The organism is Celeribacter sp., from assembly GCF_048270365.1.
In the GTDB taxonomy this organism is placed as follows: Bacteria; Pseudomonadota; Alphaproteobacteria; order Rhodobacterales; family Rhodobacteraceae; genus Celeribacter.
The window spans coordinates 153,004-177,163 of the sequence record NZ_JBLWTA010000003.1; the positions used below are offsets into that span (position 1 = coordinate 153,004).

Annotated in this window: 25 protein-coding genes; 11 read left to right on the forward strand and 14 right to left on the reverse strand. The window is 60.3% G+C overall.

Annotated features, from left to right (window positions below):
* The 6 genes from dxr to pyrH form a co-directional block, all read right to left on the reverse strand.
* Nucleotides 1-1,167 carry a 1-deoxy-D-xylulose-5-phosphate reductoisomerase gene (gene dxr / locus ACN0X0_RS05505; protein WP_417278342.1) on the reverse strand — a complete coding sequence of 389 codons (1,167 nt, stop codon included), beginning with the start codon at nucleotides 1,165-1,167 and terminating at the stop codon, nucleotides 1-3.
* 7 nt (nucleotides 1,168-1,174) lie between these two features.
* On the reverse strand, nucleotides 1,175-1,867 hold the full coding sequence (locus ACN0X0_RS05510; RefSeq protein WP_417278343.1) for a phosphatidate cytidylyltransferase: 693 nt from the start codon (nucleotides 1,865-1,867) through the stop codon (nucleotides 1,175-1,177).
* Nucleotides 1,864-2,607 carry an isoprenyl transferase gene (locus ACN0X0_RS05515; RefSeq protein WP_417261017.1) on the reverse strand — a complete coding sequence of 248 codons (744 nt, stop codon included), beginning with the start codon at nucleotides 2,605-2,607 and terminating at the stop codon, nucleotides 1,864-1,866. The genes ACN0X0_RS05510 and ACN0X0_RS05515 overlap by 4 nt, the downstream gene beginning before the upstream one ends.
* Before the next feature lie 111 nt (nucleotides 2,608-2,718).
* A complete protein-coding gene (frr, locus tag ACN0X0_RS05520) occupies nucleotides 2,719-3,279 on the reverse strand; it encodes a ribosome recycling factor (RefSeq protein WP_167602984.1) in 561 nt (186 codons plus the stop codon).
* Between the two features lie 79 nt (nucleotides 3,280-3,358).
* Entirely contained in the window at nucleotides 3,359-4,150 is a 792-nt protein-coding gene (locus ACN0X0_RS05525) for a hypothetical protein (RefSeq protein ID WP_417278344.1), read from the reverse strand.
* Nucleotides 4,150-4,911, reverse strand: a complete 762-nt coding sequence (pyrH, locus tag ACN0X0_RS05530; RefSeq protein ID WP_417278345.1) for a UMP kinase — start codon at nucleotides 4,909-4,911, stop codon at nucleotides 4,150-4,152. The genes ACN0X0_RS05525 and pyrH overlap by 1 nt, the downstream gene beginning before the upstream one ends.
* 131 nt (nucleotides 4,912-5,042) lie before the next feature.
* On the opposite strand from pyrH, the gene miaA reads away from it, so the two are divergent.
* Nucleotides 5,043-5,930: a tRNA (adenosine(37)-N6)-dimethylallyltransferase MiaA gene (gene miaA / locus ACN0X0_RS05535; RefSeq protein WP_417278346.1), complete on the forward strand. Its 888-nt coding sequence runs from the start codon at nucleotides 5,043-5,045 to the stop codon at nucleotides 5,928-5,930.
* Between the two features lie 124 nt (nucleotides 5,931-6,054).
* Nucleotides 6,055-7,023 carry a helix-turn-helix domain-containing protein gene (locus ACN0X0_RS05540; RefSeq protein ID WP_417261013.1) on the forward strand — a complete coding sequence of 323 codons (969 nt, stop codon included), beginning with the start codon at nucleotides 6,055-6,057 and terminating at the stop codon, nucleotides 7,021-7,023.
* 54 nt (nucleotides 7,024-7,077) lie between these two features.
* Here the strand turns inward: ACN0X0_RS05540 and ACN0X0_RS05545 are convergent, their stop codons facing one another.
* Both ACN0X0_RS05545 and ACN0X0_RS05550 read right to left on the reverse strand, forming a co-directional pair.
* Nucleotides 7,078-7,632, reverse strand: a complete 555-nt coding sequence (locus tag ACN0X0_RS05545) for a hypothetical protein (RefSeq protein WP_417261012.1) — start codon at nucleotides 7,630-7,632, stop codon at nucleotides 7,078-7,080.
* Nucleotides 7,633-7,728: 96 nt separating this feature from the next.
* Complete coding sequence (locus ACN0X0_RS05550; RefSeq protein ID WP_417278500.1) at nucleotides 7,729-8,313, reverse strand: lytic transglycosylase domain-containing protein; 585 nt, start codon at nucleotides 8,311-8,313, stop codon at nucleotides 7,729-7,731.
* A 250-nt stretch (nucleotides 8,314-8,563) separates the two neighbouring features.
* Between ACN0X0_RS05550 and ssb the strand changes: the two genes are divergently transcribed.
* Both ssb and ACN0X0_RS05560 read left to right on the forward strand, forming a co-directional pair.
* Nucleotides 8,564-9,097 (forward strand): single-stranded DNA-binding protein, encoded by a 534-nt coding sequence (gene ssb / locus ACN0X0_RS05555; protein WP_417278347.1) that lies wholly within the window; start codon nucleotides 8,564-8,566, stop codon nucleotides 9,095-9,097.
* 204 nt (nucleotides 9,098-9,301) lie between these two features.
* Nucleotides 9,302-10,129: a universal stress protein gene (locus ACN0X0_RS05560; protein ID WP_417261009.1), complete on the forward strand. Its 828-nt coding sequence runs from the start codon at nucleotides 9,302-9,304 to the stop codon at nucleotides 10,127-10,129.
* Here ACN0X0_RS05560 and ACN0X0_RS05565 read toward each other — a convergent pair.
* From ACN0X0_RS05565 to ACN0X0_RS05575, 3 genes are all read right to left on the reverse strand, one after another.
* A complete protein-coding gene (locus tag ACN0X0_RS05565) occupies nucleotides 10,074-11,123 on the reverse strand; it encodes a GGDEF domain-containing protein (protein ID WP_417278348.1) in 1,050 nt (349 codons plus the stop codon). The genes ACN0X0_RS05560 and ACN0X0_RS05565 overlap by 56 nt on opposite strands.
* A gap of 208 nt (nucleotides 11,124-11,331) precedes the next feature.
* Nucleotides 11,332-12,453: a 3-dehydroquinate synthase gene (aroB, locus tag ACN0X0_RS05570; protein ID WP_417278349.1), complete on the reverse strand. Its 1,122-nt coding sequence runs from the start codon at nucleotides 12,451-12,453 to the stop codon at nucleotides 11,332-11,334.
* Nucleotides 12,450-13,016, reverse strand: coding sequence for a shikimate kinase (locus ACN0X0_RS05575; protein WP_417278501.1), 567 nt, complete (start codon nucleotides 13,014-13,016; stop codon nucleotides 12,450-12,452). Before ACN0X0_RS05575 ends, aroB begins: the two co-directional genes overlap by 4 nt.
* Nucleotides 13,017-13,264: 248 nt before the next feature.
* On the opposite strand from ACN0X0_RS05575, the gene ACN0X0_RS05580 reads away from it, so the two are divergent.
* The 6 genes from ACN0X0_RS05580 (at nucleotide 13,265) to ACN0X0_RS05605 (ending at nucleotide 19,586) form a co-directional block, all read left to right on the forward strand.
* Nucleotides 13,265-13,402, forward strand: a complete 138-nt coding sequence (locus ACN0X0_RS05580) for a hypothetical protein (RefSeq protein WP_167602974.1) — start codon at nucleotides 13,265-13,267, stop codon at nucleotides 13,400-13,402.
* A 50-nt stretch (nucleotides 13,403-13,452) separates the two neighbouring features.
* A complete protein-coding gene (locus tag ACN0X0_RS05585) occupies nucleotides 13,453-14,979 on the forward strand; it encodes a hypothetical protein (RefSeq protein ID WP_417278350.1) in 1,527 nt (508 codons plus the stop codon).
* Nucleotides 14,976-15,905 (forward strand): site-specific tyrosine recombinase XerD, encoded by a 930-nt coding sequence (locus ACN0X0_RS05590; protein WP_417261005.1) that lies wholly within the window; start codon nucleotides 14,976-14,978, stop codon nucleotides 15,903-15,905. The genes ACN0X0_RS05585 and ACN0X0_RS05590 overlap by 4 nt, the downstream gene beginning before the upstream one ends.
* A 92-nt stretch (nucleotides 15,906-15,997) precedes the next feature.
* Nucleotides 15,998-17,323, forward strand: coding sequence for an HlyC/CorC family transporter (locus ACN0X0_RS05595; protein ID WP_417278351.1), 1,326 nt, complete (start codon nucleotides 15,998-16,000; stop codon nucleotides 17,321-17,323).
* Nucleotides 17,323-18,114, forward strand: coding sequence for a 23S rRNA (adenine(2030)-N(6))-methyltransferase RlmJ (gene rlmJ / locus ACN0X0_RS05600; protein ID WP_417278352.1), 792 nt, complete (start codon nucleotides 17,323-17,325; stop codon nucleotides 18,112-18,114). Before ACN0X0_RS05595 ends, rlmJ begins: the two co-directional genes overlap by 1 nt.
* Nucleotides 18,115-18,290: 176 nt before the next feature.
* The gene (locus ACN0X0_RS05605; protein ID WP_417278353.1) at nucleotides 18,291-19,586 is read left to right on the forward strand and encodes a calcium-binding protein; all 1,296 of its coding nucleotides are present in this window, start codon (nucleotides 18,291-18,293) and stop codon (nucleotides 19,584-19,586) included.
* 54 nt (nucleotides 19,587-19,640) lie between these two features.
* Here the strand turns inward: ACN0X0_RS05605 and ACN0X0_RS05610 are convergent, their stop codons facing one another.
* Complete coding sequence (locus ACN0X0_RS05610; RefSeq protein ID WP_417278354.1) at nucleotides 19,641-21,215, reverse strand: helicase HerA-like domain-containing protein; 1,575 nt, start codon at nucleotides 21,213-21,215, stop codon at nucleotides 19,641-19,643.
* Between the two features lie 636 nt (nucleotides 21,216-21,851).
* Between ACN0X0_RS05610 and ACN0X0_RS05615 the strand changes: the two genes are divergently transcribed.
* Nucleotides 21,852-22,508 carry an invasion associated locus B family protein gene (locus ACN0X0_RS05615; RefSeq protein WP_417278355.1) on the forward strand — a complete coding sequence of 219 codons (657 nt, stop codon included), beginning with the start codon at nucleotides 21,852-21,854 and terminating at the stop codon, nucleotides 22,506-22,508.
* 75 nt (nucleotides 22,509-22,583) lie between these two features.
* On the opposite strand, the gene ACN0X0_RS05620 is transcribed toward ACN0X0_RS05615, so the two are convergent.
* Nucleotides 22,584-23,795 carry a beta-ketoacyl-[acyl-carrier-protein] synthase family protein gene (locus ACN0X0_RS05620; RefSeq protein WP_417278356.1) on the reverse strand — a complete coding sequence of 404 codons (1,212 nt, stop codon included), beginning with the start codon at nucleotides 23,793-23,795 and terminating at the stop codon, nucleotides 22,584-22,586.
* Nucleotides 23,792-24,055 carry an acyl carrier protein gene (locus tag ACN0X0_RS05625; protein ID WP_167602966.1) on the reverse strand — a complete coding sequence of 88 codons (264 nt, stop codon included), beginning with the start codon at nucleotides 24,053-24,055 and terminating at the stop codon, nucleotides 23,792-23,794. The genes ACN0X0_RS05620 and ACN0X0_RS05625 overlap by 4 nt, the downstream gene beginning before the upstream one ends.
* Nucleotides 24,056-24,160: the final 105 nt, after the last annotated feature.

Genomic DNA, 24,160 nt, shown 5'->3' on the forward strand with positions numbered 1-24,160 from the left:
TTATTGCTTCGTTTGCAGCGCCATCACACGCGCCCGCGCTTCTTTATCGGCTGCGAGCACCGTGTCCAAGCTCATGTTGGTCTGGGGCTGGCTCACATCCGTTGACATCTGATTGAGCACCTCTTCGGTGAGGCGCGCCATGTCGAGAAACCCGATCTTTTGGGCGATGAAAAGGTCCAAAGCGGCCTCTTTCGCGGCATTGAACACGCTACCTGCCAAACCGCCCATCTGCATCACCTGACGCGCAAGGCGCAGCGGCGGGAAACGGACCTCATCGGGCGCCTCGAACCGAAGCTGACCGACTTTGGCGAGGTCCAACCTTTCGACAGGCAGGTCGCGCCGCTCGGGCCAGTGCAGCGAATAGCCGATGGCGTGACGCATATCGGGCGCGCCGAGATGGGCCATCAAGGCCCCGTCACGAAAGCCCACAAGGGCGTGGACGTAGGACCCGGGATGGACCAATACTTCGATCTGATCGGGCGTGAAGCCAAAATATTCCTTGGTCTCAATAATTTCGAGCGCCTTGTTGAACATCGAGGCACTGTCGATGGTGATCCGCTGCCCCATGTCCCAAGACGGGTGCTTACAGGCCTGCGCCAGTGTCGCGCCTTTCAACTGGTCCAGCGACCAGTCGCGGAACGGCCCTCCGGAAGCGGTGATGATGACGCGCTCGACCTCCGCTTGATCCTCCCCCACGAGGCCTTGGAAGACGGCGGAATGTTCGCTGTCGACGGGCAGAACGCGGGCGCCGTGGCTCTGAGCGGATCGCATCAGAAGCGGCCCGGCGGTGACGAGGCTCTCCTTATTCGCGAGCGCCAGCGTGGTGCCGTGGCGCAGCGCATGAAGGCCGGGTGCGAGGCCAGCGGAGCCGACGATGGCCGACATGATCCAATCCGCCTCGCGATCCGCCGCCTCAATGAGGGCGTGCTCGCCCGCGGCGGCTTGAATGCCAGTGCCGGACAGCGCGGATTTGAGGTCCGCGAGGCGATCCTCATAGGCGGTGACGGCCACTTTTGCGCCCAGATCAATGGCATCTTTCGCCAGCACATCGATATTGCCGCCCCCGGTGAGCGCCACCACATCGTAAGCGCTTCGATCCCGGCGGATCAGATCGATGGTCGATTGCCCGATGGAGCCCGTCGCGCCGAAAATGGAAATGCGTCGCATGTCTGCCTCAGCCGAAAATCAGATTAAGCACATAGGCCAGCGCGCCCAAGGCCAAAAGCGCATCGAACCGGTCGAGCACGCCGCCGTGGCCGGGGATGATGTTGGAGCTGTCCTTGACCCCCATCCGACGCTTGAGGCCGCTTTCCGCCATATCGCCCAGTTGCGAAGCGAAAGACAGCACCATCGAGGAGGTCACAAAGAACCACAGGCGCACGAAGCCCTCGGGCATGAAGGGGTGGCAAAAATAGGCCAAGACCCCTGCCCCGACCCAGCCGCCAAGCACGCCGGACCAGGTCTTGTTCGGGCTGATCCGCGCCCAGAATTTCGGGCCGCCGAAGGTCTTGCCAACCAGATACCCCATGCTGTCCGTCACCACCACAAGGCCGATGACATAGAGCAAAAGCGCGCGGCCGCCCTCAGAAGAAAGTGTGACGAGGCCCAGACAGCCCAGAACCAGAACGGCGAGATAGGCGGCGAGGTTGAGGCTGTCTGCGGTGTTCAGGCCCGAAGCGGCCAGTTTCACCTGACGCATGCGCCAAAGCTCCCAAAGCCCGATACAGCCGACCACGACGACCAGCGTTGTGAAGGCCAGATGCGAGGACAGCACGGCGCCAAGCCCCACCGCCACCATGACAACAGCCGAGAGCAGACGCGGCATCAGATCGCGCCACTTGCCGTTTTTAGATGTCTTGGATGTCACTTTTTCACCCCGCCAAACCGACGGTCACGCCCGGCGTAGCGGGACACGCATTGGGCAAAGACCTCTGCGGTGAAATCCGGCCAGAGCGTGTCGATGAATTCATATTCGGCATAGGCAGATTGCCACAGAAGAAAGTTCGAAATCCGCGCCTCGCCCGAGGTGCGGATCACCAGATCGGGGTCGGGCAGCACTTTGGTATCGAGGTAGCGCGTCAGCGTGGTCTCATCGACCGTCTCCGGGTCCAATTCGCCCCGCGCAACATCACAGGCCAGATCTTTCACAGCCCGCGACACCTCATCGCGCCCACCATAGTTGATCGCGATGGTGAGATGCACCTTGGTGTTCTCTTGCGTGACCTCTTCGAGATCGTCCATCAAAGCGATCAGTTTCTTGTCGAGCCGCACCCGGTCGCCGATGAAGCGCACCCGCACGCCCTCCGCCACAAGGCCCTTCATCTCGTTCTGGATATACCGCCGAAACAGGCTCATGAGGCCGGAGACCTCGGTCTGGGTGCGTTTCCAGTTCTCGGTCGAAAAGGCAAAGATCGTCAGGTATTTGACGCCCAGATCGGGACAGGCCCGGACGATTTCCTTGACCCTCTTGGCGCCTGCGTGATGGCCGAACAGCCGCGGTTTGCCCCGCGACTGCGCCCAGCGACCGTTGCCATCCATGATCATCGCGACATGGGTCGGTCCGCCGGAAATGACCTCATCGGGTGTGGCTGGACTCATGTCGCTCATAGGGCCTCTCGTAACAGGTTGCTTCATGAAACACGCTCTTGTTTCCGTCTGCAACCCTTTCAAATCACTCGCACAGGGTTGGTAAAGGGCCGTAAAAGGCCCAAGCCCCGCTCAGACCTGCATGATCTCTTCTTGTTTATGCGCCAGAAGATCGTCGATCAGCTTGATATGTTTGTCGGTCAGATCCTGGACCTCGGATTCCCAGAATTTCTGATCGTCGTCGGACATGCCGTCCTTGTTCTTCTTGATCTGCTGCATGCCGTCCTGACGCACGTTGCGCACGGCGACACGGGCGTGTTCGGCATATTGGCCGGCCACTTTGGTCAACTCGCGACGGCGCTCTTCGTTCAGCTCCGGGATCGGCAGCATAATAATAGTCCCGTTCAGCTGCGGGTTGATGCCCAGACCGGATTCGCGGATCGCTTTTTCGACCTTGTTCACCAAACCCTTGTCCCAGACGTTGATCGTCACCATGCGCGGCTCCGGCACGTTGACGGTGCCAACCTGGTTGATCGGAGTCATCGAGCCGTAGGCGTCCACCATGATCGGCTCCAGCATCGAGCCCGAGGCTCGGCCCGTACGCAGCGAGGCAAATTCCGTGCGCAGGTTGCTCAGCGAGCCGTCCATACGTTTGGACAGATCGGCGGTGTCGAGTTCGAAATCTTCGGACATGGGTGTTCCCCTTTGTATCGTCTTTGCCCCGCTATAACGGGTTTGGTTTCAGGCTGCCAGTGTTTAGGCGCGGCTCCACTTATGGCGCGATGTGACACAGAGGCGGGCGTGGCATGCCCTTGTCCTGCGCCGTCATCCCCTCGTGCCATCCGGCGGCGAGGGTGAGCATCATCGCATCCATAAACATCCAGGCATTGTCGGTCCTGTCCTTTACCGTCTTGGCAAAGGCCATATCGCCACTTTGGCCATCGCCACAGGTGTTTGCCGCATAGGACATGCGGACATAGGTGTCGAACAGCTCTGCCAGATCACCGGAAGACGCCTTAATGGCCTCGGCCCGCGCGCCTTGGTCGCATCCTTCCGGCACAACGGTCTGAAAACCGAAGGGCGTTCTGAGCGGGCTATCGCTATAGAACGACATCCGACCAGCGGTGATTTCGGAGGCGAGAAACCCCACCCCTTCGGCAAAGGCCGCATCGGCGTCGTGTCCGGTCGCCTCGAAGGCCTGCTGCCAATCCGTGAGATAACACCCCGCCTCATAGGCAGGGTCGCTCACTGAGGTAATGTGTGACGCGAGGACATCGTCGGTGATCTCGTAGGTGCTGGTGATCTCCGGCAGTTTGATCGTGCAAACAGAGGCATCAAACACCACCCAATCGCCATTATGCTCCGCCGTGCCCGCCTGCACCGCTGTGCGGGCATGGCTGGCCAAGCCTTCGGGCGTCAACCCGGCGGCACGAACCTCTGCGTCGAGCTTTGGCCCATAGGTGCAGCCATGGGTCTCCAGAAATCCGGTGTAAACGGAGGTCTCAGACAGCGCGGGCGACGCAGCCGCGATCAAGACCACGCCAAACCCCATCGAAAACCGCATTATTTCACCAATGTATAGGTGCCTTCACCCGCGAGGATCGACTGGAACCCGCCCGGGGCATCGAGCGGAAAAACGATCAGCGGCAAGGAATTGTCGCGCGCCAGAGCGATGGCAGAGGCGTCCATGACTTTGAGGTTCTTGCGCAGAACCTCATCATAGCTGACCTCGTCGTAGCGTTTCGCATCCGGGTTGGTTTTCGGGTCCTTGTCGTAGACCCCGTCCACCCCGTTCTTGCCCATGAAAATCGCCTCACAGGCCATCTCATTGGCGCGCAGCGTGGCCGCCGTGTCGGTGGTGAAATAGGGGTTGCCCGTGCCCGCCGCAAAGATGCAAATCCGGCCTTTTTCAAGGTGACGCACGGCGCGGCGGCGGATGTAGGGCTCGGCCACCTCGTTCATCGTGATCGCGGAGATCACCCGCGTGTGGATGCCGAGCGCCTCCAAAGCGGCCTGCATGCCGAGCGCGTTCATCACGGTCGCAAGCATGCCCATATAGTCGGCGGTGGTGCGCTCCATGCCCTGCGCCGAGCCCTGAAGTCCGCGGAAGATGTTGCCGCCCCCGATCACCATGCAGATCTCGACACCGAGGTCATGCACGGATTTCACCTCACGGGCGATCCGCTCCACCGTCGGCGGGTGCAGGCCAAAGCCCTGATCGCCCATCAGCGCCTCGCCCGAGATTTTCAACAGCACACGTTTATATTTCGTGGCCGGGTGCGCAACATTTTGCCCCGTGCCAGTTTCAAGCTCCGCGTCGCTCATCAGATGTCCCCGAACTGAAATGTGATTGCGGGCAAAATGGTCCAAAACCGGGCCGGGATCAATGGACGCAGCAAGATATTTTTCCCCTTTGCCCTCTGGACAAATGCCGCAGTCTTTGCCACCGCAGTTTCATGGTCGTGCCCTTTGATATAGCCCCTCATCAGCCCGTGTTGATCGCGGGCCCCACCGCCTCCGGTAAATCCGCTCTCGCGCTCGAGATTGCGGAGCGTCAGGGCGGTGTGATCATCAACGCGGATGCCTTGCAAGTCTTTGACAATTGGCGGGTTTTGACCGCGCGACCCTCTTGTGTCGATGAATCCCGCGCGCCGCATGCGCTTTACGGCCATGTGCCGGGAACCGAGGCCTATTCCGTCGGCCATTGGCTGCGCGATGTCGCACCTCATCTCATCGGCCCGGATCGGCCGATTATCGTCGGCGGCACGGGGCTTTATTTTGCGGCCTTGACCGAAGGGTTGGTCGAAATACCCGAGACACCGGCGGAGCTTCGCGCAGAAGCCGACCAGAGACGTAGCGAAGAAGACGGACACGCCGGGCTTTTGGCCGATCTCGACGCCGAGGACCCCGAGACCGCGCAAAAGATCGACCGGCTGAACCCGATGCGGGTGCAACGCGCCTGGGAAGTGCTGCGGGCCACGGGTCGGGGTCTGGCCGCCTGGCAGGCCGACACGCCGCCGCCGCTTTTGCCGCTCGCAAAGACCTTTCCCGTGGTGCTCGATGCCCACAAGGAATGGCTCAACGACCGGATCGCGCGGCGATTCGAGATCATGGTGGCGAAAGGCGCTTTGGAGGAGGCGGAGGGCAATCTGGCCACTTGGGACCCCGCCGCGCCCGCGTCAAAAGCCATCGGCGCGCCGGAATTGATTGCCTATCTGCAAGGCAAACTGACGCTTGAAGAGGCAAAAGAGGCCGCCACCATCGCCACACGGCAATATGCCAAGCGGCAACGCACTTGGTTTAGAGCGCGCATGAAAGCCTACCACAAGATATCGCTGCCCTGAGCAGTCTTTGCGGAATCGCCAAAGGATACGCATATCTTATTGAAAACACAATGTTTTCTTTGACTCACCCCAAACCATGGCTAGTCTCTGTCGGAATTGTACAAACCGAACAGAATGTGCCGCCATGCCCGAGTCCAAACCCCTTAGAATTTTTCAAACCCTACCGCTGGGGGAAATGGGTCAGCCCGCGCAAGGTCTCTCAAAGCCTGCCAATGCCCCTGTCGAAACCACGAAAGACAAAACCGCGAAACCCGCCAAGCCGCGCAAACGTCGCGAGGCGAGCATTCCCGATATTCCGCTACAAAACGCCTATCGCGTCACCACGCTGGGCCGCGGTTCCGGCACGTTGTCGACCGAAAACAAATGGCGCACCGAAGCAATGCGCAGCCACCGCACCCCGACGCTGTTGTGGTTCACCCGTGGGCAAGGCCGGATCACGGTCGCGGGCGTGACGCGCGGCTTTGGGCCGCACAATCTGGTCTACCTGCCGACCCGCACCATGTACGCTTTTGAACCTGTCGGTCAGGTCATGGGCTTTGCCGTCCACCTGCCCGACGATCCGACACTCGCCCTGCCCGAGGAGCCGTTGCACATGCGGTTTCGAGAGGTGATCCAGCAAAACGAGATCACCGGCCTGATCGAAGGGTTGCAACGCGAGATCGAGGGTGATCGCCCGGGGCGTGACCGCGCCATGGCGTTTCAGGCCGGGATGATTGCGGTTTGGTTAGAGCGGCAAATGTCGATCATGCCCGAGTACGACCTGACACCGGACGCCTCGCGCCGACTGGCCGCCGCCTACACGGCGCTGGTGGAAAACGAGCTGCGCGACGGGCGCACGGTGGCGCATTTCGCCGCGGAACTGGGCGTCAGCCCGACCCATTTGACGCGGGCCTGCAATGTGGCCTGTGGGCGGTCGGCCTCGGCCATTTTGAGTGACCGGGTGCATTATGAAGCCCGACGGATGCTGCGGGAGACCGATCTGCCGATCAACCAGATCGCCGAAAAACTCGGCTTTCATTCGGCGGCCTATTTCAGCCGGGCCTTTCACAAACACACCGGCATTTCGCCACGCGATTTCCGGCGCGCAACGTAAAACATTGCTAAGACCAAAAAGAAAAAGGCGGGGACTGTCCCCGCCTTCTTTGTCTTACGAATTGTCTTCGGCCTGATCCGGTTCAAGCCATTGGGTCTGAAGCTCCGAAACTTCGCCCACGACCTGTGTCGCAAAGCCCATCACCAGAGCATCATAGAACGCGGCGCGGTCCGGCGGCACCATGGTGGCGTTGATCGCGGTCACACCGTCCAGCTCTTCGGCCTTGAGCATGACATGCATTTTCTTCAGCGCCTCATCGGAATCCGGCCCGTCGATATAAACCCAGCCTTCGAGCGTGTTGAACTCGCCTTCGTCGCTGAGATAGGTGGTGCCGAGGTTGGAAATCTCGGTCACATCGACGCGGACGTCATAGGGGCCATCCTCGGACATCTGCTCGTCGAGACCGGCGGAAATCATCAACGTCAGGTCTTCGGCGATGTCGGGCCAGCGGTCGAGCGCGTTGGAATCGACGGCTTCGAGATTGGCAGTCACCTCAACGGAGGAAATGTCGAGCGGTTCGGCCATCAGAGGCGTCGCAGCCAAAGACGCAGAAGCCAGCAGGGACAACAGAGCGGTACGTTTCGCAGTCAGTTTCGCAGAGTTCATCATGGTCTTATCCTTTCCAATCAGCGACGCGGGGCGTCGCGATGCATTGAAAGAACAACCCGGCACCGGGCGAAAAGTTCCGAATAAGACCTATTGGGCCTACGACCCGTAGATGATCCGCACGTAATTCATCGTCTCTTTGTAGGGCGGAATGCCGTCGTATTTCTCGACCGCCAGAGGCCCGGCGTTATAGGCCGCAAGCGCCAGACGCCAGTTGCCGAAACGGTTGTACATCATGCGCAAATAGCGCGCGCCGCCCTCGAGGTTCTGATGCGGATCGTTGATGTTCACGCCCAGTTGCCGCGCCGTGTCCGGCATGAGTTGCGCCAGGCCTGTGGCGCCTTTCGGACTGCGAATGGTCGGGTTCCAGCCGCTTTCCTGCTGCACAAGGCGCAGGAAAAGATCGGACGGAATGCCGTGTTTGTTGGCCATCTTCTCCGCCACGGGCAACCATTGGCCCTTATAAGCGCCGGTGTAGCGCGCGGTGCCGGTCTCGCCGCCGAACCGCTCGGGTTGATAGGTCACGGAGTTGGAATATTGATCGGCGGCACGGCCATCGAGGACGGAAAGCTGCGAGTCAAAGATCGCCATGCGGTTTCGTGTGGAGAAAATATCCTCGGCCCCGGCTTCTGTGGGCGTCAAAACCGCAGTTCCCAAAAGCCCCGCGATCACCCCAAATGTCATAAAGCCCAGACGAACACCGCTCTCCCGGCGTTTGACCACCGAAACCCCAAGCCCTGCACGCATATGAAAATCCAATCACCGCTATTCTTCGCGCGCAATACCAATCACCGCTATTCTTCGCGCGCAATATAGGGGCAAAAGCCGAAGTTTCAAAGCCTATAGGCGTCTCAGGCAGATTTTGCGCTTTCAAACACCTTGTGGGTTTGGTGTAAGGTGCGCTCAAGTTTAAGAATCTCAGGGAGTAAATCGCATGGCCGGGTCCGTGAACAAAGTCATCCTCGTGGGCAATCTGGGCGCCGACCCGGAAGTGCGCACCTTCCAGAACGGCGGCAAGGTCTGCAACCTGCGGATTGCCACCTCGGAAAACTGGAAAGACCGCAACACCGGCGAGCGCAAAGAGCGCACCCAGTGGCACACGGTCGCCATTTTCTCCGAACCTCTGGCGCGCACCGCAGAGCAATATCTGCGCAAAGGCTCCAAGGTCTATCTCGAAGGTCAGCTCGAGACCCGCAAATGGCAGGATCAAAACGGTCAGGACCGCTATTCCACCGAAGTCGTGCTGCGCCCCTACACCTCGACCATGGTGATGCTCGACGGTCGCTCGGGCGGCGGTGACGGTGGTGGCTATGGCGGCGGCCAAGGTGGCGGTGGTGGCTACGGCGGTGGCTATGACCAAGGTCCGTCGGGGGGCTACGATGACGGCGGTTACGGCGGCGGCTCGCAGGGCGGTGGCTCTGGCGGCGGCTCGCGCCCGTCCTTGGATGACGACGAAATCCCGTTCTAATCCAAACGATTACAGACCAGACTCGATAGAATGCCCTGCCCTGTGCGGGGCATTTTTGGTTCTGGCGGCACACTCTGAGCCGCAAACGATATTTCACCTGCGACCACTCGCCTCACCACTCTCGAAAATGTGTTTAGAATTCCTACATATACGATGAGGCCCGCAGAGGAGCGGCCTCACGTGATATCGAAAGAGGAGACCATCATGATCAAACGTATTCTCGTGGCCAGCGACCTGTCATCGCGGTCTGACCGTGCCGTGGAGCGCGCGGTGCAATTGGCGGGCCAACATGGGGCGAAAATCGTGGTCATGACTGTGATCGACGACGATTTGCCCTCGACGGTCGTGGCGCAAATGCGCCAGACGGCAGAAGAGACGATGCGCGCCGTGCTCACCTCCGCCCATGCGTCCGAGGATGCAGAGATCACGGTGGAGGCCGGCGAGCCGGTGCGCACCATCGCCGAGATGACTGACACGATCGGCGCCGATCTGGTGGTCTTGGGCGTCCACCGTCCGCGGCCGTTTTGGGACATGTTTGCAGGCACCACGATGGAACGTCTGGTGCGCGCCTTGAATTGCCCCGTGCTTTTGGTGCGTGACCCGGTGACGGCCCCCTATCGCTCGGTCCTGTGTGGTATCGATTTGTCGCCATCCTGTCTTGCGGCGGGGCGGACGGCCATGGCGCTTGCCCCGGAGGCCAAGATCACCACGTTTCACGCGGTCCATGTGCCCTATCGCGGCCTGATCGCCCGGGATGAGAGCGCAAAACACCTCGCGCCTTTTGTCAAAGAGGCTCAGGCCCATCTCGACGGCTGGTGGGAGGTGGCCGAGCTTCCAGAAGGTCTGCCGAAACCCGAGATCAGCGCCGCAAGTGTGAACGATGTGTTCACCACCGCTCTGGCTGACAGCGGAGCCGATCTTTTCGCGCTTGGCGCACATGGCCGTATGCCTTTGTCGCCCAGCCTGCTTGGTGGGTTTACCGAAGCACAGATTCGCGATCCGCGCTGTGATCTTCTGGTCGTTCGCGGCTAAAGCGCGACGGCTCACCCCGCGCGGGACCGTCATCACTGACGGACATGGACGACATCACGCGGTCCCGCCCGGCTTGTTTGGCCCGGTAGAGATGATTGTCCGCCCGTGACAGGGCGGCTTCAATCTCTTCGCCCGAGCTGAATTTTTCGACCCCGATTGAGACGGTGACCCGGGTCTTCACCGTGCCTTGCGCCTCCCTGTCCGCCTCACCCGCCTCGCCGGGCATGGCCTGTTGGCTGATATGACGCCGCATGCGTTCCGCGATCATCGCGGCCAGTTCGATGGGGGTGTTGGGCATCAAAAGGGCGAATTCCTCGCCGCCGATGCGGTAGATATGGCCCTGCCCTTTCAACACCTCGCGCATCGCCTCGACCACGGCGACCAACACCTTGTCCCCGACGATATGGCCGTGGCGGTCGTTGATCTTTTTGAAATGATCGATGTCGACGAACAACAAGGCGCCGCTGCTCACAGGCACATCGCCACGGATCAGCCGCATGAAGGCCCGGCGATTGTAGCAACCGGTCAAGGCGTCACGCTCCAGCGCATGTTCGAGATTGGCCTGCATGGCCCACATCGTGGTCAACATGAACCGCACAAAGAGGATCACAGTGCCAAGAGCGACCCCCAAACGAAAGGCGAACCAAGGGTCGTGGGACGCCAGATAGCTCAGGACAGGCCCAAGCACCATGGCGACCACCCCGATGCTGGTTGCCACCCAGAGCGCGCAGTAAAAGAACCCGGCCACGGTGATCGGAAACAGCCAAAAGGCCGCAGAGGTGCCATGATGTCGGATCAGGATCAGATCGCCGATCTGAACGGCGATCAAGAGAATGGCGGCATTAATCGGCAAGCGCTTGCCACTCAAATACGCGCGCAAATCAAACAGGATGAGCCCACAGAGAAAGAGGTAATAGCCCGCAAGCCAAGAGTGCCCGCTCATCGCATATTTCACGATGGCAATCGGCAGGATCAGCAGGCTGACCGTCGCCATGAACTTGGCGATCCTCGGCGCACCCAAATCTGTCGGGACGGAAAAGCCCGTTTTGATACGACGTTGCCCGCGCATAGAATCGCCCAAATCTTTAACCACCAGATCACTATGATCCAAGGTGCGACGCGGCCAAAGCCTATAGCGCTAACCGTCGGCCGTTTCCCGACCATACCGGCAACAAGGCGCAATAAAATGTCTTTTCCGAATATTAAAGCGCATCTTTCAGCAACTTGAGAACAGCCTCACGCGGCACATCTGCGGTCACAAAAGCCGACCCGATGCCGCGGGCCAGGATGAAACGCAGCTGGCCATCAACGACTTTCTTGTCCTGCGCCATGAGATCGACAAGCTCTTCGGCGGAGGGCAAATCGCCCTCAATATCAGAGAGATCACATTTCATCCCCATAGCTTGGAGGTGTTCACGCACACGCGAAGGCGCCTCTTGCGAACAAAGCCCCAAACGCGCCGACAGTTCAAACGCCAGAGCACAGCCGATGGCCACGCCTTCGCCATGCAATAGCCGGTCGGAATAGCCGGTCGCGGATTCCAGCACGTGACAAAACGTATGCCCGAGGTTCAAAAGCGCGCGGTCGCCCTGTTCGGTCTCGTCACGTTCGACGATGTCGGCCTTCATCTGCACCGACCGCCGCACCGCCTCGGCCCGCAGCGCGAGATCACCGGCGGCCAGTGCGGGGCCGTTGGATTCGAGCCATTCAAAGAACGCCTCGTCGCCCAAAAGACCGTATTTCTGGACCTCGCCATAGCCCGCAAGGAAATCGCGCGCCGTCAACGTGCCGAGAATGGAAATATCGGCGAGCACCAGAGAAGGCTGGTGAAAGGCGCCGATCAGGTTCTTGCCCTGCGGCGCGTTGATGCCGGTTTTGCCACCGACCGAACTGTCGACCTGCGCCAAAAGCGTCGTCGGGATCTGCACAAACCGCACACCTCGGCGCAGCACAGAAGCCGCAAACCCCGCCAGATCGCCGATCACGCCGCCACCGAAAGCGACAACGATGTCGCGACGCTCGCATTTCTCTTCCAAAAGCCATTCAACCGCGCAGGTGAATTGCGGCCAGGCCTTCGTGCTTTCTCCCGCAGGCAAGGCAAGCGCCACCATGTCGATGCCGGACACCGCAAGCCCCGCGCGCAATGCATCGAGATGCAGCCCAGCAACGGTTTCATCGGTCAGCACAAAAACCTTTTTCTTCTTGCCCAAAAGCGGTGCGATATGGGCGCCCGCCTCGGCCACAAGCCCCTCACCGATCCGCACATCATAGGCGCGATCCCCCAAAGGCACGTGGACGGCCTCGAATTGAGCCTGATAGGTCATTGATCTTCCTCCAGAATACCGCCGTGCGCCTTAAGAGCCTCGACGACTTTGTCGGCCATGCCCTCGATCGAGAGCTTCGGCTCGGCCTCCACCACGATCCCGGCCTGTGCGTAAAGCGGCTCGCGCGCCGCGACCAGCTCTTTCAAGGTCTCGTAAGGGTTTTCGGTGCGTAAAAGCGGCCGGGTGCTTTTGTGTTTCACGCGGTTCCACAGCAAATCGAGATCGGCCTTGAGCCAAACTGCTACGCCTTTCTCGGCGATCATCTCGCGGTTGGCCTCAGACAGGAACGCGCCGCCTCCGGTCGAGAGGATCGCGCGGTGGTTTTCCAACAAACGCCCGATCACCTCGGTCTCACGACTGCGGAAAAACGCCTCTCCATGCTCGGTGAAAATCTCCGCGATGGTGCGGTCTGCGGCTTTTTCGATCTCGGTATCCGAATCCAGAAACGGCACGCCAAGACGCACGGCCAAGGCCTTGCCCACAGCAGTTTTTCCGGCGCCCATCATGCCGACCAGTGCAACGGTTTTTTTCAATGCCCCGGCCCCTCCAGCCACCTGTTCCATCCCTCTTGTCTCACCGTCTTCGCCTACCCTGCCACGGCCCTGCGCGCAACTGCCTTTGCCGCAGGACATGGACAGGTCCAAGGCCGTCAACACGGCAAAATCCCGCTTATCAAATTTTCGTTCTCTCAATGGCGTGATCTCACGAAAAATGCCATATATAAAGCCAAAGAAACCCGGTTCGGAGGCAAACTCCGGCAAAGATCGGGAATAAAACCGCCCACAATGGGCGCGATTGGAGGCAGTCGACCTTGCGTAAATTTCTCTTTCGCCTTTTGGCCATCCTTATTTTGTTGGGTCTCATTGGCTTTATCGGCTTTGCCTATGTCGGCGATTTGTCGCCCGAACGGTCCGAGCAGGTGGTGCCCACGGAGATCGAACTGAAGTGAGCAAACGCCCAGGTTCTTCCCGGTTTTTCATCAGTTGTGCGCCGTTGTGTTTGGCTCTTGTGCTCACAGCAGAGCCGGGTGCCGCACAAACAAACGGTGACGACCGGCCGCTTTCCGCCATCGATTGGCTGTCCGACACGTTGGACGCACCCCGCCCTGCGGCCCCGCCGAAGACCGGCGACATCGCGTTGAGCGCCCTGCCCGAAGATGTCAGCGTCCTGCCCCTGGACGCGCCCGATCCCGATCAGGCCGGGCTGTTGCCCAGTTCGGTCACCGGATTGCCGCGCGGGCTTTGGGGCGCCTCAACCGCCAGCGACATCGCGCGGCGGATCAGGACGATTTCCACACGGCCGGACCTTTTGCCCGCCTCGCGGCGTCTGCTCAATACGCTGGTTCTGGCGGAGCTCGACCCGCCGGTCTTGTCGGATCGCGACGGGCGGCTGTTCCTTGCCCGGATCGACGCGCTCTTGTCGCAAGGCCTGCTGGACGAGGCGGATTCGCTGATGGCGCTGGCGGGTCTCAGCACGCCTGAGATTTTCCGCCGTTCCTTTGACACCAAACTGCTGCTCGGCACCGAGGACGAAGCCTGCGCGCGGTTGACCCACACGCCGGGGCTGTCGCCCACCTTGCAGGCGCGGATTTTCTGTCTGGCACGCAGTGGCGATTGGGACGCGGCGGCGCTCACCTTGGAGACCGGCGAGGCGCTTGGGCTCATTCGCGACAATCAGGGCGAGCTTTTGGCACGTTTTTTGGATCCCGAGCTGTTCGAGGGCGAACCGCATCTGCCGACACCTGAGCATCCGACGCCGCTGACATTTCGCCTGATGGAGGCCATCGGTGAGCCGCTGCCGACGACCGCGCTGCCGCTGGCCTTTGCGCAAAGCGATCTACGTGCCAGCTCCGGTTGGAAGGCCCGCGCCACCGCCGCCGAACGCTTGGCCCGCGTGGGTGCGCTCTCGCCAAACCGCTGGCTTGGCATCTGGTCGGAGCATCTTCCGGCGGCCTCTGGCGGCATCTGGGACCGGATCGACGTGTTGCAGGACTTCGAGAAAACTCTTTTGGCCAAGGATGTTGACGGTCTCAACCGCACCCTGCCGCCGGTTTGGGATGCGATGCGCGCCTCCGGTCTGCAAAGCGTCTTCGCCGAACTTTTTGCCACGCCACTTTCGACCCTGCCCCTAACGGGCAAGGCCTCCGAGATCGCTTTTGAAGTCGCGCTTTTGTCGCCGGATTATGAGCGCATCGCGTTGAAATGGAGCCCGGCGCTCACGAAGGATCAATTGCTGTTGCATGGGATTGCCGTGGGAGATCTGCCGACGCAGCGGCAAAGCGAGGCGCAGGCCCGCGCCATTGCGCAAGGGTTCCGAGGCACCGGCATTCCGGTGCGGCTGTCGTCTCTGGTGAGCGAAAAGCGACTGGGCGAGGCGATCCTGAGGGCGATTGAGCTTCTCGAAGGTGGCGCGGCGGGCGATCTCGACGAGTTGTCGGATGCGATCCAATTCTTTCGTGCCATCGGGCTTGAGGCCACGGCGCGGCGCGCGGCGCTGGAACTCCTGCTTTTGGAGCGGCGCGGATGAGCGATCACGGCTGGATTTCGCGCTTTGCCGAGGCGCAGCTGGCCGAATTGGGCGCCGCAGAGAACACGCGCGAATCTTACGGGCGGGATTTGTTGGGGTTTTCCGAATGGCTTGCGCGGCGCGGCAAGGATTTCGCAGCCGCCGAGCGCGCCGAGATCGAGGCCTATCTCGTGGCCTGCGAGGCCGAAGGGCTGGCGCAATCCACCCGCGCGCGGCGGCTCTCATCCATCAAACAGCTCTACCGTTTTGCCTTTGAGGAAGGCTGGCGCGAGGACAATCCGGCGATCCAGATCAAGGGGCCGGGTCGTGCGAAACGCCTGCCGAAAACCCTGTCTGAGGAAGAAGTTTCTCGGCTTTTGGAGGCTGTCCAAGAGGTGGGCCGCACCGAGGCCGACCGGCAGCGCAACATCTGCTTGATGGAGCTTTTGTACGCCACCGGCATGCGGGTGTCGGAGCTTGTGTCCCTGCCCGTCTCTGCCACGCGTGGCGACCCGAGGATGCTGTTGATCCTCGGCAAAGGCGGCAAGGAGCGCATGGTGCCTCTGTCCGACCCGGCGCGCGCGGCACTCAGGACCTGGTTGGAAACCCGCGACGCGGGCGAAGAGCTGGCCAAACGTGAAAAGGGCGAAAAACCTTCGGCCTTTCTGTTCCCCTCACGCGGCAAGACCGGGCATTTCACCCGCATTCGCTTCTACCAACTGATCAAGGACATCGCGGTACGCGCCGGTGTTAGCCCCTCTAAAGTGACGCCCCACACGCTGCGCCACGCCTTTGCGACGCATCTTTTGGCGCATGGTGCGGATTTGCGGGCGATCCAGACGCTTTTGGGCCATGCCGATCTGTCGACGACCGAGATTTACACCCATGTCTTGGACGAGCGGCTGAGGGAATTGGTGCTCACGCATCACCCGCTGGCGGAGGATTAGCGCCCCCTCCCCTTAGATTTACGGCACTTGTGCGGCTGTGCCTCTTGCGCAGCCCCCTGAGCGTGCCCATAACCACGGGTATGACAGAGACCATGACCGATCCCACCCTCCTTGATGCCGCCTTTTGGATCACCGCCGTCGCGATTGTGGCGCTCTTGGTGATGTCCGGCTTTTTCTCGGGCTCCGAGACCGCTTTGACCGCCGCCTCGCGCGGCAAGTTGCGCTCGCAGGCCGATAAGGGCGACAAAGGCGCCGAACGCGCGTTGAGCGTGACCGACGACAGCGAGCGGCTGATCGGCTCGGTGCTTTTGGGCAACAACCTTGTGAACATTCTGGCGACGTCTTTGGCGACCGCGATGTTCACCAAACTGTTCGGCCAGAACGGCGTGGCTTTGGCGACGCTGATCATGACCGTGCTGGTGCTGATTTTTGCCGAGGTGCTGCCTAAGACCTACGCGATCACCAACCCGGAATCCGCCGCCTCGCGTGTCGCCGGGCCGATTTCCATTGTCGTGACGGTCTTTGCCCCGGTCGTGGGATTTGTGCGCCTTTTGGTGCGCGGGATTTTGCGGCTGTTTGGCGTTCAGACCGACCCCGAAGCCGATGTTTTGGCGGTGCGCGACGAGATCGCAGGCGCGATTGCTCTGGGCCATGTCGAGGGTGTGGTGGAGAAAGAGGACCGCGACCGTTTGCTGGGCGCGCTCGATCTGGGCGACCGCACGGTCGAGGAGATCATGCTGCACCGCTCTCAAATCGAGATGCTTGATGCCGATCTTGCGGCCTCTGAAATCCTCGAGCTGTCTTTGAAAAGTCCGCACACGCGCCTGCCGCTGTTTCGGGATGATCCTGAAAATATCGTCGGTGTCTTGCACTCCAAAGACCTGCTGCGCGGCATGCATGCCAAACGCGTCGAACACGAGAGCGAAGACCCGCATATGATGGTGGATTTCCACGATTTCGACGTGATGGCGGTGGCGATGAAGCCCTATTTCGTGCCAGAAACCACCACGCTCGACGACCAGATGCGGCAGTTTTTGAAACGCCACACGCATTTTGCGCTGGTGGTGGATGAATATGGCTCGCTACAGGGTCTGATCACGCTCGAAGATATTCTCGAAGAGATCGTGGGCGAGATCACCGACGAATTCGACCGTTCCGAGGATGCGCCGAAAAAATCCGGCGAGACCGGCGAATGGGAGGTCGACGGCGGCATGACGATCCGCGACTTCAACCGCTGGACCGAGTGCAACCTGTCCGATGAAGAGGCCAACACCATGGCCGGTCTGGTGATCCACGAAGCGCAAACCATCCCCAATCCGGGCCAGGTCTTTTCCTTCCACGGCTATCGTTTCGAAGTCGTCGAACGCAAAGACAACCGGATCACGAAACTCAAAATTCGCCCTCTGGGAGACCTCTGATGCTGTCCTACCAACACGGTTTCCACGCCGGAAATCTCGCCGATGTGCAAAAACACGCGCTCTTGTCGGTGATGCTCGATTACATGACCCGCAAAGACAAGCCGATCTCTTATATCGAGACCCATGCGGGGCGCGCGCTTTATGATCTTGAGGGGTCTCAGGCGCAAAAAACCGGCGAGGCCACGAAGGGGATCAAGGCGGTCGATGGCTGGTTCAAGCCCTCGCACCCCTACGCCCGCGCGCGCAAGGCGATTGCCGAGGCCCATGGCAAAAACATCTACCCCGGCTCTCCGGCGATTGCGCAGGCTTTGCTGCGCGACACCGATCAGCTGCATCTGGCGGAATTGCACCCGACCGAATTCGAGGAGCTGACGGCCAACACCAAAGCCTCTCCCAGCTTTGCGGGGCTGCATCTCAAGCAACAAGACGGCATCCAATTCGCCCAGTCGATCTGTCCGCCAGAGCCCAAACGCGGCCTGATGCTGATCGATCCCTCCTATGAGATCAAATCGGATTTCGAAACGCTGCCGAGCCAGATCTACAAGCTGCACCGCAAATGGAACGTGGGCATCATAGCGCTTTGGTATCCGATCCTGAAAAACGGCACGCATCTGCCGCTGGTCGAGGGCATGCTCTATGCCAATTTCCCCGGGTGTTTGCACCACGAAGTGCGGTTCAAACCCGCTCAAAAAGGCCACGGCATGTTCGGCTCCGGCATGTTCGTGATCAACGCGCCTTATGGGCTTTCGGATGAGGCGAACCGGCTAAGCGGGTTGTTCAACCGGCTCTGAGTTTCAACCTGTGCGCAACGGGAACTGATATTGCGCAACCTATTGATGTATAAGAACATATATCTGCACAGCCGCGTTGTCACAGACGGGGCTTTGCTAGGTTGACGCTGTCCCACACACGAATATGTTAACGAAAGGTTAACCGCTATTTCGCGGACCATGTGTGGGGTTTTATTATGCTGTCTCTTTTCACTGTCCTGGCCGGATCGGCCATGGTCTACGCCTTTACCGAGATTTTTGACTCGGACGACGATCACTCTCAATCGCAACCCGACGGTCCGGAGCCCGAGGCGCCCGACACGGCCACCGTTTTCGTCGGCGAAGAGGGCGACGACAGCACCCATGGCGGCGCTTTGGCGGATCGTCTTTGGGGCAATGCTGGCGACGACACCCTCGCCGGTTGGGGCGGTGACGATGTGATCGGTGGCGGTGCGGGCAATGATCTGATCTACGGCAATGCGGGGGATGACAGGCTCAACGGCAACGACGGCGACGATCGTATCTATGGCGGTGCCGGCGACGACACCGTGATCGGCGGCGCCGGAGACGATCTGGTTTATGGGCAGGATGGCAACGATACGCTGTTCGGCTGGGGCGGTAACGACACCATCGAAGGCAACGAAGGCAACGATTTTCTCTATGGCAATGCCGGTGCCGACACCCTCTTAGGGGGCGCGGGCGACGACACATTGTCCGGTGGCGATGACGACGACACGCTCAACGGTGGCGAAGGCGATGACCTGCTGTATGGTGGGGACGGCGCGGATGTTTTGCAGGGCGGCTACGGCGATGATTTCCTCGACGGCGGTGAAGGGGATGACCAAATCTGGGACAGCGCCGGCAATGACGCAATCTTTGCAGGCGCAGGGGATGACACAATTCGCGACTATGGCGGAGAAAATGTCATTTCGGGCGGCGACGGCGACGACCGCATCTGGGACGGCGATGGCGACAGTCTCCTCTCCGGCGATGCCGGTGCGGATATCATCAGCGGCGGTGGCGGCAACGACATTCTGGACGGCGGTGAAGGCGACGACTACCTCGCCGGTGGCAGTGGCAACGACGAACTTTCTGGCGGCGCAGGCAACGATACGCTCGTCGGAGGCTTTGGCGATGATCTTTTGATCGTCACCGACGGCCAAGACACGCTTGAAGGTGGCGAAGGCGCGGACACCTTCATCACCGATCTCACCGGCACAGAGGAGAGCGCCGATCCGGTTTTGGCGACGGTGACGGATTTCACACCCGGCGAAGACATGCTGCAAATCAACGTGGACGAAGACACCCCCGTCAGCGCCGTCGATATTACTTACGACAGCGACGCAGGGAGCTACACGGTCCATCTGAGCTACGAGGACGAGGCGGAAGACACCCCCTTCGTGATCCATCTGGCAGAAGGCGTGACGGCCAGCGCAGATACCCTCACAGCAAGCGACATTGTAATCCAGTATGTCAGCGCGTCGCACATGTGATGCATCAAGACTGCGACATGGACCGCCGGGGATGTTTCTCCGGCGGTCTTTTTATCAACGCGCTTTGAACAACCCGCCCAGAATGCCCCGCACGATGCGTTTTCCGGTGGTGCCAGTCAGTTCCTTCATCACCATTTTGCCGAGCTGTTCGGTGATGGTTTTCTCAGAGGTCTTGCGGCTGCGTGGTGTGGTTTTGGGCGCGGATTTGCGGCTATATTGCGTGCCGTCATAGCGCCGCGCCTTGGAAAACTCGCGCTCCAAGGCCTCGCGTCCCGCGACCTCCTGCGCTTCCTCTTTCGCCTCAAGCTCTTCGGCCGCCTTGGCTGCGGCCTCGGCGCGGGCTTTCAGCATCTCAAAGGCGCTTTCGCGGTCCAGCACCGCCTCGTATTTCCCGGCAATCGGCGAGGCGGCATTGATCCCTGCCCGCTCCTCAACCGTGATCGGGCCAAGCTGCGACGACGGCGGGCGGATCAAGGTGCGTTGGGAAATGCCCGGCACGCCCTTGGCCTCCAGAAACGAGGTCACCGCCTCACCGGTGCCAACCTCTTTGATCGCGGTTTCCACCTCGAAAGCCGGGTTCGGACGATAGGTCTCGGCGGCGCGGGACAGCGCCTTTTGATCGCGGGCGGTAAAGGCCCGAAGTGCGTGTTGCACCCGGTTGCCAAGCTGGCCCAAGATGTCCTCGGGGATGTCGTCCGGGTTTTGCGTCACGAAATAGACGCCCACGCCTTTCGACCGGATGAGACGCGCGACCTGTTCCACCTTGTCGACCAGCGCTTTCGGCGCGTCATCGAACAAGAGGTGCGCTTCGTCGAAAAAGAACACCAGCTTCGGTTTGTCCGGGTTGCCGATCTCCGGCAGCTCTTCGAACAATTCGGACAAGAGCCACAGAAGGAAGGTCGCATAGAGCCCCGGCGAGGACATCAGCGTGTCGGCGGCGAGGATGTTCACTCTGCCCCGGCCGTCACTATCGGTGCGAATAATATCCGACAGCTCCAACGCCGGTTCGCCAAACAGCTTATCCCCGCCCTGATTTTCCAGCACCAGAAGATCGCGCTGGATCGCCCCGATGGAGGATTTCGAGATATTGCCGTAGCGCAGCGTCAGATCGTCGGCATTCTCACCGCACCAGACCAGAAGCGCCTGAAGGTCCTTGAGATCCAAAAGCGGCAGGCCCTGTTCGTCCGCCACGCGAAACGCGACGTTGACCACGCCTTCTTGCGCCTCGGAAAGCCCCAGAAGCCGCGAGATCAGCAGCGGCCCCATCTCCGCCACCGTGGTGCGGATCGGGTGGCCCTGTTCGCCGAACAAATCCCAGAAGGTGACCGGAAAGGCCTCATAGCTGTAGCGCTCGCCCAACCCGATGGTTTCCGCACGCGAGGTGAAGGCCTCGTGCAATTTGCTCTCCGCACTGCCGGATTTCGCAAGCCCCGACAGGTCGCCTTTGACGTCCGACAGAAACACCGGCACACCCGCCGCTGCAAAGCCTTCGGCCAGGATTTGCAGCGTGACGGTCTTGCCCGTCCCGGTGGCGCCCGCGATCAACCCGTGGCGGTTGCCGTATTTGAGCAAAAGCTCCTGCGCCTCGCCATAGGCCTCTCCGCCGCCGCCCACGAAAATCCGGTCCATCTCAGCCATCCCTGTCATTTATGTCAGACTGCGCGCGCATGATTCCCGCTCAAAACCCTGACAATTCAATCCCGTATGCCGCTACAATACTTAATTAACCACTTCGTGCCAGTCTATTGCTATCCGAACCACCTCTTCGGTTCGGATTGACTTCCTCCCTGTCAGACTGGCCGCCCGGGGCATCCCCGGTGCGGTCATTTTTTTGACCGAAGATTCAAAGATCGCACCGCCTGTGCAAGGCTGTCGCAACCAAGCGCACATCCTGTTGCTTTTTGGTGTAGAATACAGGTTTTCACCGCAAAATTCCCGTTGACGGTCGAAATGACCTGTCATACCGTCGTCGCAATAAGTCGGCCAAGTCCGGCAGGGAGACAATCAGAGAAATCACAAGATTTCGAGCGATCCAAGAGATCCGCGAAAGCCTCGGTTCAACCGGGGCTTTCGTCATTTTATAGCCAGCATTTTGACTCCCAGATTGCGCCTGAGTGCAAACATCTTTGAGACCTCTCGGCCATCCTTTGCCGTCCGCGTTCACATCTCACGAAAATATTCTCTCCTCCCCCCTGACAGCGCCAAGTGCCCGTGATAGATCGTTGGGGGAATTGAGCACAGAAACCAACAATATATGGACAGATGATGTTTTCCATCTCTCGCAAGATCACGACCCTCACCTCTGCAACCGTTCTGACGCTGGCTGCTGCCCTGCCGCTGGCGGCACAGGATTCCGGCCTCTCCGCAGGCACTCCGATCACGCCGGAAAGCAATGTCGGGCGTGCTTACACGCTTGAGACCCAAGGCGATTGGGAAGTGCGCTGCATCAACGCGCCTGAGGGTCAGGTCGATCCGTGCAGCATGTATCAGCTGTTGAAAGACGAAGACGGCACCGAAGTCGCCGAAGTGGCGCTGTTTCACGTCGGCAGCGAAGAGATCGAGGCCGCCGCGACCTTTACCACGCCGCTCGAGACGCTTTTGACCGCACAGCTTGCGCTGTTCGTCGATGGCGAAAACGGTCGCCGCTATCCGTTCCAGTTCTGCAACCGCGTGGGCTGTTTCGTGCGGGCCGGTCTGACCACCGCCGATGTCGATTTGTTGAAAAAAGGCTCTGAAGGCATGGTTGGCATCGTGCCGCTGGGCCGCACGGATGACCCGGTGCGTTTGAAACTGTCGCTCACAGGTTTTACCGCAGCCTACACCAAGGTGACCGAGCTGAACGAAGCCGCCAAGAATGGCGAAGGCCCGTCCGCACCGGAAGAGGCCACGGAAGAGGCGCCGGCTGAGGCACCAGCGGAATAATCCGCTGCAAAACCCACGAACAAAAAAACGCCGCATCAAACAGATGCGGCGTTTTTCTTTTGAGATATAAAAGACTTACGGTGCTTTTCTGAGCGCCAAAACCGCGTTCAGCCCACCAAAGGCAAAAGCGTTCGACAGCACCACATCGACCTTCGCGTCGCGCGCCTCATTGGGCACCACATCGAGGGCGCATTCCGGATCGGGCTCTTCGTAATTGATGGTCGGCGCGATGATGCCGTCCTTCAAGGCCATGATACAGGCCAGCAATTCGACCGCCCCTGTGCCACCGATCAGGTGACCGTGCATGGATTTCGTCGACGAGATCATGATGTTGTCGGCATGTGCCCCCAAAGCGTCGGCCACCGCCGCGCATTCGGTTTTGTCATTGGCCGCCGTGCCGGTGCCATGGGCGTTGATATAGCCGATCTCGGAGGCGTTGATCCTCGCGTCTTGCATGGCGCCGGAAATGGCCCGCGCCGCGCCCTGTTTCGAGGGCATGACAATGTCGGAGGCATCCGAGGTCATGGCAAACCCGATAACTTCCGCGAGGATTTCCGCGCCGCGCGCTTTGGCGTGGTCATAATCTTCGAACACGAACACGGCCGCGCCCTCGCCCTGCACCATGCCGTTGCGGTTCATCGAGAACGGACGGCAAGCGTCTTTCGACATGACGCGCAGCCCTTCCCAGGCTTTCACGCCGCCAAAGCAGAGCATCGATTCAGAGCCGCCGGTGACCATGGCCGTGGCCATGCCCGAACGGATCATGTTGAACGCCTGGCCCATGGCGTGGTTCGACGAGGCACATGCGGTCGCCACGGTGAAACACGGGCCTTTGAGGTTGTATTCCATCGACACGTGGCTGGTCGCCGCGTTGTTCATCAGCTTCGGCACGACAAAGGGGTGAACGCGGTTCTTCCCCTCCTCATAGACCATGCGGTAATTGTCATCCTGGGTCGTCAGGCCGCCGCCGGAGGTGCCCAAAACCACGCCCGAACGCAGCGCCAGATCGCCGACGAATTCGAGGCCGGATTGCCCGATCGCCTGTTGCGCCGCCGCCAGCGTGAATTGGGTGAACCGGTCATAAAGCGCCATTTGCTGACGGTTGAACCGGCCTTCGGCGTTCCAGTCGTGAATCTGCCCGCCAATGGTGATCGCCAAGCGTTCAACATCGCGAAATTCCAGATCGGAAATGCCGTTCTTGCCCTCGGCCATGGCCGCAAGCGTCGAGGCCACATCGAGGCCAAGCGCGTTGACCGTGCCCGCGCCGGTGATGACGACGCGCTTCATGATTTCTGGTCTGCGATCAGGGCTTCGACCGCTTTGACGATGGCGGACACGGAAGAGATGTCGAAATCCGACTGGTCCGGCTCATTGGCGTTGAACGGCACGGAAATATCAAAGGTTTCCTCGATGGCGAAAATGCTTTCGACAAGGCCGAGGCTGTCGATGCCCAGCTCTTCGAGAGATTGATCCATCGCCACATCGCTTGGGTCCAGAACGGCCTGTTCCGCGATGATCTCGATGATTTTCTCTTTCACATCCGACATGTGATCCCTCCGATCGAAACGTGTGGACTGCTTTAGTCCGAATTTCCCGCCTAGGAAACAGGTTTTTGTGACAGTTTGGTATGATGTGACGCTGCGAATTGCACG

Excerpts from the sequence above, each read along its gene's own strand:
- ACN0X0_RS05605 (WP_417278353.1), top strand. The coding sequence starts at position 18,291 with ATGCTGTCTCTTTTCACTGTCCTGGCCGGATCGGCCATGGTCTACGCC.
- ACN0X0_RS05615 (WP_417278355.1), top strand. The coding sequence starts at position 21,852 with ATGTTTTCCATCTCTCGCAAGATCACGACCCTCACCTCTGCAACCGTT.
- aroB (WP_417278349.1), bottom strand. The coding sequence starts at position 12,453 with ATGACCTATCAGGCTCAATTCGAGGCCGTCCACGTGCCTTTGGGGGAT.
- ACN0X0_RS05565 (WP_417278348.1), bottom strand. The coding sequence starts at position 11,123 with ATGGCGACGGTCAGCCTGCTGATCCTGCCGATTGCCATCGTGAAATAT.
- ACN0X0_RS05540 (WP_417261013.1), top strand. The coding sequence starts at position 6,055 with ATGCCCGAGTCCAAACCCCTTAGAATTTTTCAAACCCTACCGCTGGGG.
- ACN0X0_RS05525 (WP_417278344.1), bottom strand. The coding sequence starts at position 4,150 with ATGCGGTTTTCGATGGGGTTTGGCGTGGTCTTGATCGCGGCTGCGTCG.
- ACN0X0_RS05545 (WP_417261012.1), bottom strand. The coding sequence starts at position 7,632 with ATGATGAACTCTGCGAAACTGACTGCGAAACGTACCGCTCTGTTGTCC.
- dxr (WP_417278342.1), bottom strand. The coding sequence starts at position 1,167 with ATGCGACGCATTTCCATTTTCGGCGCGACGGGCTCCATCGGGCAATCG.
- rlmJ (WP_417278352.1), top strand. The coding sequence starts at position 17,323 with ATGCTGTCCTACCAACACGGTTTCCACGCCGGAAATCTCGCCGATGTG.
- ACN0X0_RS05590 (WP_417261005.1), top strand. The coding sequence starts at position 14,976 with ATGAGCGATCACGGCTGGATTTCGCGCTTTGCCGAGGCGCAGCTGGCC.
- ACN0X0_RS05550 (WP_417278500.1), bottom strand. The coding sequence starts at position 8,313 with ATGACATTTGGGGTGATCGCGGGGCTTTTGGGAACTGCGGTTTTGACG.
- ACN0X0_RS05515 (WP_417261017.1), bottom strand. The coding sequence starts at position 2,607 with ATGAGCGACATGAGTCCAGCCACACCCGATGAGGTCATTTCCGGCGGA.
- ACN0X0_RS05625 (WP_167602966.1), bottom strand. The coding sequence starts at position 24,055 with ATGTCGGATGTGAAAGAGAAAATCATCGAGATCATCGCGGAACAGGCC.
- ACN0X0_RS05620 (WP_417278356.1), bottom strand. The coding sequence starts at position 23,795 with ATGAAGCGCGTCGTCATCACCGGCGCGGGCACGGTCAACGCGCTTGGC.
- miaA (WP_417278346.1), top strand. The coding sequence starts at position 5,043 with ATGGTCGTGCCCTTTGATATAGCCCCTCATCAGCCCGTGTTGATCGCG.
- ACN0X0_RS05575 (WP_417278501.1), bottom strand. The coding sequence starts at position 13,016 with ATGGAACAGGTGGCTGGAGGGGCCGGGGCATTGAAAAAAACCGTTGCA.
- ACN0X0_RS05595 (WP_417278351.1), top strand. The coding sequence starts at position 15,998 with ATGACCGATCCCACCCTCCTTGATGCCGCCTTTTGGATCACCGCCGTC.
- ACN0X0_RS05560 (WP_417261009.1), top strand. The coding sequence starts at position 9,302 with ATGATCAAACGTATTCTCGTGGCCAGCGACCTGTCATCGCGGTCTGAC.
- frr (WP_167602984.1), bottom strand. The coding sequence starts at position 3,279 with ATGTCCGAAGATTTCGAACTCGACACCGCCGATCTGTCCAAACGTATG.
- ssb (WP_417278347.1), top strand. The coding sequence starts at position 8,564 with ATGGCCGGGTCCGTGAACAAAGTCATCCTCGTGGGCAATCTGGGCGCC.
- ACN0X0_RS05610 (WP_417278354.1), bottom strand. The coding sequence starts at position 21,215 with ATGGACCGGATTTTCGTGGGCGGCGGCGGAGAGGCCTATGGCGAGGCG.
- pyrH (WP_417278345.1), bottom strand. The coding sequence starts at position 4,911 with ATGAGCGACGCGGAGCTTGAAACTGGCACGGGGCAAAATGTTGCGCAC.